Source organism: Massilia horti (genome assembly GCF_004614195.1).
GTDB lineage: Bacteria > Pseudomonadota > Gammaproteobacteria > Burkholderiales > Burkholderiaceae_D > Telluria > Telluria horti.
In genome coordinates this window covers 71,183-81,071 of sequence record NZ_SPUM01000029.1, presented here as the reverse complement: position 1 = coordinate 81,071, position 9,889 = coordinate 71,183, and the positions used below count along the sequence as shown (strand labels likewise).

Annotated in this window: 3 protein-coding genes; 2 read left to right on the top strand and 1 reads right to left on the bottom strand. The window is 62.7% G+C overall.

Annotation, left to right across the window (positions count from 1 at the left end; translation table 11 throughout):
- The first annotated feature begins 547 nt into the window (after positions 1-547).
- Positions 548-3,430: a TonB-dependent receptor plug domain-containing protein gene (locus tag E4O92_RS04700; RefSeq protein ID WP_135188589.1), complete on the top strand. Its 2,883-nt coding sequence runs from the start codon at positions 548-550 to the stop codon at positions 3,428-3,430.
- Positions 3,431-3,544: 114 nt separating this feature from the next.
- Here the strand turns inward: E4O92_RS04700 and E4O92_RS04695 are convergent, their stop codons facing one another.
- Positions 3,545-6,343: a TonB-dependent receptor plug domain-containing protein gene (locus tag E4O92_RS04695; RefSeq protein WP_135188588.1), complete on the bottom strand. Its 2,799-nt coding sequence runs from the start codon at positions 6,341-6,343 to the stop codon at positions 3,545-3,547.
- 480 nt (positions 6,344-6,823) lie between these two features.
- Between E4O92_RS04695 and E4O92_RS04690 the strand changes: the two genes are divergently transcribed.
- Positions 6,824-9,733, top strand: a complete 2,910-nt coding sequence (locus tag E4O92_RS04690) for a TonB-dependent receptor plug domain-containing protein (RefSeq protein WP_135188587.1) — start codon at positions 6,824-6,826, stop codon at positions 9,731-9,733.
- Positions 9,734-9,889: the final 156 nt, after the last annotated feature.

Sequence of the window (9,889 nt, the reverse complement as noted above, 5' to 3'; positions counted from 1 at the left end):
CGGGGCGGCACGTCGCTTTGCAATGCCCGTTAGGGTGCGCACCCGTGCGCACGCGGTACGGTTGAATCCCGTTGGCTCCGGTACGCACACGTACCGCGTGCGCACAGGTCCTCGGCGGCCCCGCGCTCCCTACGCCTTCGGTAAGCATCTCAGCGTCCGCCTGCCATCCCGCCAATACAGTGCAATTATGGCAAAATTGTTTCATCCGACCCTGTCGCCAAAACTGTTCAATTTCCGAACAATACCTGCCCTGTAAATACCTAAGGCATTTTTTATTCTCCCTACCATAAAAATTCTCGAACAATCATCGATGCGGCGTATACGCAACAATTGGAGAGAATTTACAAATTTAAACCTTTTCATATTGTCACACGGATGACACACTCATCAGGCAAGTGCATGCCCGGCGTGGCTGCCCTGGCGCGGGCGAAGCCATGGCCATGGCGACTGTCTGTGCCGTCGGGCGCGCCTCGCCGCCGGCTTGCCGGTAACCCCGCGGCAGCCCTGCCCTGCAGTACGGCCGTTGTTTATCCCTAGGAGCTTTGTAATGATGGAAAAAGTATTGTCCCGGTCGATCCGCGCGATCTGCCTGGGCGGCGTCGCCTTCGGCATGCACGCGGCCTGGGCGCAGGACACCCAGAACGCACCGATGCAGCGCGTCGAAGTGACCGGCTCGCGCATCCGCCAGGTTGACACGGAAACGGCCCAGCCGATCCAGGTGATGACCCAGGAACAAATCCAGAAGACGGGCCTCGTCACCGTCGGCGACGTCCTGAACCAACTGTCCTCGGCCGGCTCGCCGGACTTTTCGCGCGGCGGCTCGCTGACCTCCAACCGTGAAAACGGCGGCCAGTACATCAACCTGCGCAACCTGGGCTCGAACCGCCTGCTGGTGCTGGTCGACGGCAAGCGCTGGACCCAGACCGTCGACGGCTACACCGACATGTCGACCATCCCGTCCGCGATGATCGAGCGCATCGAAGTGCTCAAGGATGGCGCCTCGGCCATCTACGGCTCGGACGCGATCTCCGGCGTGGTCAACATCATCCTGAAGAAGAAAATGGAAGGCGGCCAGGTGAGCGTGTACACCGGCGCCAACGGCAAGGGCGACGGCCGCAACAAGGACTTCTCGCTGACCTACGGCGCCAACTCCGACAAGACCTCGCTGATGATCGGCCTGTCGCACACCGAGCAGGGCGTGGTCTGGCCGGGTACCCGCAACATCACCAAGAACCCGCGCGGCCCGAAGCACCCGACCGACGGCCTGGGCACCGGCCCCTGGGGGCGCGTCACCGCGGTGGCGGCCGATGGCAGCTCGAACGACGACCCGGACAACAGCGGCTTCGACAGGCTCCTGAACCACACGGGCGACCAGACCGGCAATGGCGTGGGCGCCGACTCGCGCAACCCGGCCAATTACCATGATTACGCGGGCGCCAACGCGGACAAGTACAATTCCTCGCAGCAGATGATGTTCCAGATGCCCAACAAGCTGGACACCCTGTTTACCAAGGGCTCGATCGAACTGCCGTACGACATGCAGTTCACCACCACCGCGATGTATTCGCAGCGCAAGTCCACCGCCCAGATCGCCGGCTACCCGCTGCGCAGCGACGTGCAGTCGACCTACCCGGTCTACATCGACAAGGCCAGCTACTACAACCCGTTCGGCCAGGACCTGTTCTTCTATCGCCGCACCATCGAAGTGCCGCGCGTGACCGACAACGAGAACCGCACCTTCCACGCCGACGCCACCCTGTCGGGCGCGTTCACCGTGCGTGACCTGAACTGGAACTGGGACGTGGGCTACAACCACAGCGCAGTCACCGGCTCGACCTACAGCACCGGCAACGTCAACCTGCTGAACCTGAAGAAGGCGCTCGGCCCGTCGTTCAAGAATGCCCAGGGCGCGATCCAGTGCGGCACGCCGGACAACCCGATCGCGCTGCAGGAATGCACGCCGTGGGACATCGTAGGCGGCCCGTCGGCCTCCAACCCGCAGGTGCTGAAATACGTGATGTCGACTGGCCAGGCCACCTATGGCAGCACCATCAACAGCGCCACCGCCAACATCAGCGGCGAAGCATTCCAGCTGCCGGCCGGCGCGCTGGGCGTGGCGGCCGGCATCGAACACCGCGAAGTGCGCGGCTACGACATTCCGGGCCAGTTCGAGCAGTCGGGCTACTCGACTGACCTGGCCGGCAACCCGACCAACGGCAAGTACACCGTGAAGGAAGCCTATGCCGAGGTGAACATTCCGGTCCTGAAGGACATGCCCTTCGCCCAGCTGCTCAGCTTCGACCTGGCCACCCGCCACTCGGTGTACAGCAACTTCGGCACCACCAACAACAGCAAAGCCAGCTTCATGTGGAAGCCGGTCAAGGACCTGCTGGCCCGCGGCACCTACGCCCAGGGCTTCCGCGCGCCGACTGTGGGCGACACCTTCGGCGGCGGCCAGCAGACCTACGACGACTTCATGGACCCGTGCGACACCGAGTTCGGCCAGACCAACCTGCCGGGCGTGTCGGCCCGCTGCGCGGCCCAGGGCGCCGGCGCCGGCTACCGCCAGTTCGACCAGACCAAGTCGCCGGTGACCAGCGCCGACGGCGGCCAGAGCGCCTACCCTTTCATGGCCGGCGCCGGCAACAGCACCCTGCAGCCGGAACGCGCCAAGACCAAGACCTTCGGTTTCGTGTACAGCCCGTCGTTCCTGCCAGGCTTCTCGGGCTCGCTCGACTGGTACAACATCACGGTCACCAACCAGATCACGGGCATCTCGGCGACCCAGGTGGCGGAGTTCTGCTATATCCAGGGTATCCAGCAATATTGCGACGCGATCAAGCGTGACCCGGCCAGCGGCCAGGTCGTCAACCTTTCACGCGGCAACATCAACATGGGCGCGATGGAGACCGAAGGCTACGACCTGTCCTGGTCCTACCGCCTGCCGGGCACCCGGTTCGGCAAGTTCGGCCTGCGTTCGGATAGCACCTTTGTCACCAAGCTGCGCCAGAAGGCCAACGACGACTCGAATTGGGTGAACTACCTGGGCGAGTACGATGGCACCAGCGCCTACTACCGCGTCAAGTCGAACCTGGCGCTGGACTGGACCTTGGGCAACTGGAGCGCCACCTGGACCGCGCGCTACTACAGCCCGATCAAGGACAAGTGCTACAGCGCAACGGTTGAGTGCACCAACCCGACTGGCCTGGCCAACTGGGGCACCAAGTACAACCGCCTGGGCGCGATGGTCTACAACGACCTGAGCGTCAGCTACAAGACCCCGTGGAGGGGCCAGGTCATGGTCGGCGCCAACAACGTGTTCAACAAGCAGCCGCGCACCACCATCCTGGGTGCGGCCTCGGCCTCGCGGGTTGACGCCAACCTGCCGATCGACCGCTTCGTCTACGTGCGCTACAACCAGGCATTCTGATCCGCCAGCCTCGCTGTCGACCGATGCCCGCCAGGTTCGCCTGGCGGGCATTTTTTTGCTGTAAAAAAGCCCGCCGGGCGCTGGGCGCGGCGGGCTTCACAGTCCGATCAGGCGTCAGTACTGGAACTGGGCGCTCAGGTAGAACGCGCGGCCGACCGGGCTGGCGTAGCGCGGATCGTAGCCCAGCTGGTGCGAACCGGTGTTGCGCAGCGAGAGCGGCGGCTTCTTGTCGGCGGCGTTGATGATGCCAGCGGTCAGGCTCAGGTTCTTCATCAGCTTGTACTGGGTCTGCCAGTCGAAGGTGTAGTAATTGGGCACCTTCAGCTGCACGTCGGCGCAATCGCCATTGGCATCGCCCACCGAGACCGAGCAGTCCTCCTCATCGTAGTGCTTGTCCTTGTAGCCGCTACGGAAGTTGGCGCTGAGCGTATGGGTCCAATTGCCGATCTCGCCCGTGACCGATGCCTTGAACACGTGACGGAAGCTGACCGCGTCGTTGCTGCCGAACTGACCCAGGCTGGTTTCCCACTGGTCGCTCGTGCCCGGCGTGGTGTAGCGCGACTTGAGCAGCCAGGTGCCGGCCAGGCGCGAGGTCAGCTTGACGCCTTGCACATTATTCTTGAACAGGAAGTCGTAGTCGAGGCCGGTGTTTTCCTGCTGACCGATGTTAATCGGGGCAAAGATAATCGCCAGCGTCTTCTGGCCAGTGGACGCCTTGTACTTGGTCGTGTACAGCGAGGCGTACTTGACCGGGTCGGTCGCGATCAGGTTCTCGCTGACGCTGGTGACGGCGTTGGAGATGCCCACGTGCCACAGGTCGAGCTTGGCGCTCAAGTTGCTGGTCGGCTCGAACACGGCGCCGAATGTCCACTGCTTGGATTTCTCGGGTCCGAGGTCCGGGTTGCCGCCGGTGAAGGCCTCGAGCTGGCCCTTGCCGTCCGGGCAGTACTGCGCCAGCGGACTGCCGGAGCCTTTGAGCGGGCACACATAGCTGCCGCCGGTCACGCCGAAGTCGGTCAGCGGCTGGCCGATCTGGAGCATACTGGCCACCTTGAAGCCGGTGCCGTAGGCGCCGCGCAGCATCCACTCCTTGGCCGGCTGGTAGCGAGCGCTGATCTTGTACGTGCTGGCCGACTGGTCGTGGCCGACCACCTGACTGTTGAGCGAGTCGGTGATCTTGCTGATGCGGTCATAGCGTACCGACGTGGTGACCTCCAGGCCCTTGATCACCGGGATCACCATTTCACCGAACGCGCCGCTGCTCTTGCGCGAGAAGTTGAACTCCGACTGCGGGTCGTCGAACAGGATCTCGGCATTGGCCACCGCCGGGTTGGCGCGCTGTTCGTAACTGTTCTTGCGGAAGTCCGCCCCCAGGCCCAGCTGGACGGCGCCTGCGGGCAGGTCATACACGCTGCGCGAAGCACGGAAATCCACGGCCTCCATCAGGATGTCGGTGGTGTTGTAGTTGCCCGTGTACTGGGTCCCCTTCAGTGCGGTGATCATCGCCGCCGGCATCTCGCCCAGCGCGTACGGGAACGGGTCGATGGTACCGGCCGCCATTGCCGCATTGAACTTGTCCTCCAGCGGGAAGCCACTCACATAGTTTTGCGGCGAATGGTTCCTCGACCAGGTGTACGCTGAGTTGATATCCCAGCCCAGCGCGTTGCCGTCAATGCCGACCACGGTGTGGGTGGTCTGGCTGGCGTAGTCGTAGGCGCGGCCGCCCAGGTCTTGCAGGCGGTAGGCCACGGTGGCGCTGGAAAAGCCGGCAAGCTGCTCCGCGGTCAGGTAGGGCTGCACGTACTTGGCAAACAGCGGCGAGGACTTCGGCAGCGAGAATTCGGCCGGATAGGGCGCGATGGTCGCGAGCACATGGGCGTCGTTGTAGGCCACGGTGGCGAAGGCCTTGAAACCGCTGTCGCCGAGCTTGAGTTCACCGTTGGCATAAGCGCCGTCGCGCCTGATCTCAGGAGCAATCTCGACCGAGGAGGTGTAGTCGAAGTAGCAGCGGCCGTCTCCCAGGTCGACGTGCGCGGGCGGGCACTTCTTATTGATCTTCAGGTAAGGGTTGATCGCGACGGTCTTGTTATCACCCTTGGCATTCGTATAGCGGATTGACACGTTGGGCGGAATCGAGCGCGACGAACCGTTGAAGAATTGCAGGTTCTGGCCCGTGACAGGGTCGGCGAAGTTGATGATGCCGGTCTTGGCGAAGTCCCGCTGGGAACCCTTCAGGCGCTTCTCGTCCTGATGGCTGACGGACAGGTAGAGGGAATAGCCGTCCGTCTCGAGGTCACCGAAACCCTTGCTGACGGTAAAGTTCTTGCCGCCCCCGCCCGGGTGCTGCGGCCTGGTCACCTTGGCGTCGAGCGTCAGCGGCGCCGCACCTTTTTTGAGGATGAAGTTGACCACGCCGGCGATCGCATCCGAGCCATACAGCGCCGATGCCCCGTCGGTCAGCACCTCGATGCGCTCGACTGCCGACAGCGGAATCGAATTGATGTCGATGGTGGTGCCGGAGGTGGCGGGCGCCATCCGGCGGCCGTTGAGCAGGACCAGGGTGTAGGTTTCGCCCACGTCGTGGATCGAGGCGGTGGTGATGCCGCCGCCGCCGCCGCCCACCGAGTCGGCCGCCACCGTGAAGCCCTGCATCACCGGCAGTTGCTGGATGAAGTCGGTCACCGAGTTCACACCGCTGCGCTGGATATCTTTCTGGTTGAAGGTCTGGACCGGCAACGACGCCTCGGCGGCGATGCGCTTGATGCTCGAGCCGGTGATCTCGACGCGCGCCATCGGTTGTTCCGACGCCGCTTGTGCTTGTTGTTCCTGTGCATGTGCGACCTGTAAGCCGAACATCACCCCCCCGGCAATGATGAGCCGGATCGAGCGCGACAACACCTTTTCTTTTGTCATGTCTTTACATTCCTTGAGGTTGTTATGTAAAAAATGTGAACTACTGACCGGTTGCCACAAGTTTCCAAAACTATGCGACTGGTAATCACAACATTGGCGAGAAATGATGTCAATAATAAAATACGCTGCTTGATAGAAATACAACTCTCCCTAGGTAAATGCTGCGATCAGTGTTTACAACAGCGTGGTCTTGCGTTATGGCGGACTGCTTTTTCCATTGCTTTTAGAAAGAAGAATCGCCCTGCCGCTGTTCTTACACATGTATGCATACATGTATAAATTGCAAATACTCGTCATTACGCGATTTTGCAACAGTTATAGACTGTAACAATCTTGCTCATTGACAACGCAACTGCCGGGATGGTTTTATTGTCAGCTTGGAAAAATTGTTCATTAACTTTTCCAAGAGAGTCCGTCGTACTACGGCTTTGCGGCCGCCTGTGATCCAGGTACCGCCATTTTCCCTAGGAGTCTTGAGTAATGATTGAAAAAGTACTGTCGCGGTCGATCCGCGTAATCTGCCTGGGCGGCATCGCCTTCGGCATGCATGCAGCTAACGCACAGGATCAGCAGGACCAACCGATGGCGCGCGTCGAAGTGACCGGTTCGCGTCTGGCCTCGCCGAACGCCGAATCCGCGTCGCCGTTGCAGGTGCTGACCGCGGCCGACATCGCCGCTTCCGGCGCCACCAACCTGCAGCAACTGCTGCTGAACAACCCGACCATGGGTACCCCCACGATCAGCCGCACCAACTCGGCCTTCCAGACCTCGAGCGTGGGTGTGGCCACGATCGACCTGCGCAACCTGGGCACCTCGCGTACCCTGGTGCTGGTCAACGGCCGCCGCTTCGTGGCGGGCATTCCGGGCGAATCGGCAGTTGACCTGAACTCGATCCCGACCGACTTCATCGAGCGCGTCGAACTGTTCACCGGCGGCGCGTCGGCAACCTACGGCTCGGACGCCGTGGCCGGCGTGGTCAACATCATTACCAAGAAGAATTTCAACGGCCTGATCGCCGATGCCCAGGGCGGCAAGAGCTCGAAGGGCGACGACCTCAAGCGCAAACTGGCGCTGACCTGGGGTACCAGCAACGACGATGGCTTCATCATGGCCCACCTGGGCTACTCCCGTCAGGGCCAGGTGTGGTCGCGCGACCGCGCCGCGTCGGCAATCGACCAGTACTCGCTGATGGCGCTGGATACCGAAGATCCGGCCGACGCGTTCACGCCATACCGGCCGTACTACTCCAGCTATGCGCCGCAGGGCCGCTTCACTTGGGCGAAAGGCAAGGACTTCACCTACGACAAGAGCGGCAATATCATCCCGTGGGATACCAACGGCGACAATGGCCCGGCAACCGGCTTTAACCGTTCGTACTACCGCTCGATCGCGGTGCCGACCGAGCGCTACCTGCTGGCCACCAACGGCGAACTGAAGCTCGGCGAGAAGCATCGCGCGTTCTTCGAAGGCACCTATGCCTCGACCAGCGTGGGCGCGACCATCGAGCCGTTCGCCCTCGCCTCGACCGATATCTTCAAGGCCACCAGCGGCTGGGTGCCGGCAGGCACCATGGTCAACGGCGTGGTGGTCAAGAACCCGTACGTGCCGCAGTACCTGTGGGACCGCGCGGTGGACAACGACGGCGACGGCATTCGTGACTACAGCTTCACCCGCCGCATGTCGGAAGTGGGCACCCGCAGCCAGAAGGTCGACCGTGACACCTTCCGCCTGGCAACCGGCGTGAAGGGCTCGTTCGATCTGCTGAAAGAGTGGAACTACGAGGTCTACGGCGCCTTCGGCCAGACCAAGGAAGCGCAGAACTCGACCGGCCAGGTCAACACCCTGAACTTCCGCTACGCGCTGCAGGCGATCCCGGACGGCAACGGCGGCGTCATGTGCGCCGACGCGAACGCGCGCAAGCAGGGCTGCGTACCGATCAACATTTTCGGCTACAACGCCGTCACCCCCGAGGCCCTGAAGTACATCGATGCGCCGGGCGCGCTGGCCACCAAGACCACCCAGAAACTGGTTGGCGGCACGATCGACGGCGAACCGTTTGCAGTGCCTGCGGGCAACGTAGGCGTGGCAGCCGGCTTCGAATGGCGCAAGGAGTTCTCGAGCAGCATCCCTGACGCGCTGACCCAGGCGGGCCTGAACGCGGGCAACGCCACTCCGCCGACCGAAGGCGAATTCACGGTCAAGGAAGTGTTCGTCGAAACCAACGTTCCGCTGCTCAAGGACCTGCCTTTCGTCAAGGCGCTGGACCTGAAGGCCGCGTTCCGCCACGGCGAGTACTCGACCATCGGTACCGCCAACAGCTGGAACGGCGGCTTCGAATGGGCCGTGAACAGCGACATTAAGTTCCGCGGCACCCGTTCGCTGTCGACCCGCGCGCCGAACATCAACGAACTGTTCCAGGCGCCGAGCCAGGACTTCCCGTCCGGCCTGACCGACCCGTGCGCGGGCGTTACCGCGACCTCGACCGGCACCTACGACGCCCTCTGCCGCGCGGCGCCGGGCGTGATGGCCAACATCAACGCCAACGGCAAGTTCACGCTGAACCAGTCCGACGTGCAGGGCATCAGCGGCTACAACCGCGGCAACCCGCACCTGGGCGCCGAGAAGGGCCGCTCGAGCACAATCGGCCTGGTCTACACCCCGCGTTCGATCCCGGTGCTGAGCAAGGTCACCTTCACGGCTGACTACTTCAACATCAAGATCGCCGACGCCATCGTGAGCACGCCGCGTTCGTACGCGCTCAAGAGCTGCTACGACGGCAGCAACCCGGCAATGTGCCAGTTCATCACCCGCCGTGCGACCAACCAGGGTGCGAACAGCGCCGGTTCGCTGCAGTACATCGACACCGCCGTGTCCAACAGCGGCGGCAAGGCGACCGAAGGCATCGACATCACCGCGTCGTGGGCAGACCGTGTCGGCCCTGGCCGCCTGTCGACCCACCTGGCGTACACCTACGTCAAGGATGGCTACGACATTCCGATGCCGGGCGCCGATCGCGATCCGTTCGCTGGCGAAATTGGCTCTGCCAAGAACAAGGCCAACCTGAACCTGGCCTACAAGTGGGGTAACTTCGGCGTCTCGACCGTGTTCACCTACATCGGCCGCTCGTCGCTGGACGACCAGTTCCTGGCTGACTTCGACCTGCCGCCGCACTCGGTCCAGGTTGGTTCGCGCACCTACACGGACCTGCAGCTGACCTACCAGCTGAGGAAGTCGACCGAGCTGTACTTTGGCCTGAACAACGCGTTCGACCAAAAGGCGCCGCCGATCATTTCGGGCCTGCCGGGTGACAACACCGGTACCGAAACCGACGCCGGCACCTACGACCCGATCGGCCGCCGCTGGTACGCTGGCCTGCGCATCAAGCTGTAATCCCGCAGCACCGGCACGCACCCCGCGTGCCGGTTGACGCGAACCGCGCATAAAAAAGCCGTTCAGCCCAAAGCTGAACGGCTTTTTTGCTGCTTGCCCGATTCACGCAGTTCGCGTTTCGCCATCACACCAGGCACGACCGATTGCGTGCTTCGC

Coding starts and splice junctions, on each gene's coding strand:
- E4O92_RS04700 (WP_135188589.1), top strand. CDS start 548: ATGATGGAAAAAGTATTGTCCCGGTCGATCCGCGCGATCTGCCTGGGC.
- E4O92_RS04695 (WP_135188588.1), bottom strand. CDS start 6,343: ATGACAAAAGAAAAGGTGTTGTCGCGCTCGATCCGGCTCATCATTGCC.
- E4O92_RS04690 (WP_135188587.1), top strand. CDS start 6,824: ATGATTGAAAAAGTACTGTCGCGGTCGATCCGCGTAATCTGCCTGGGC.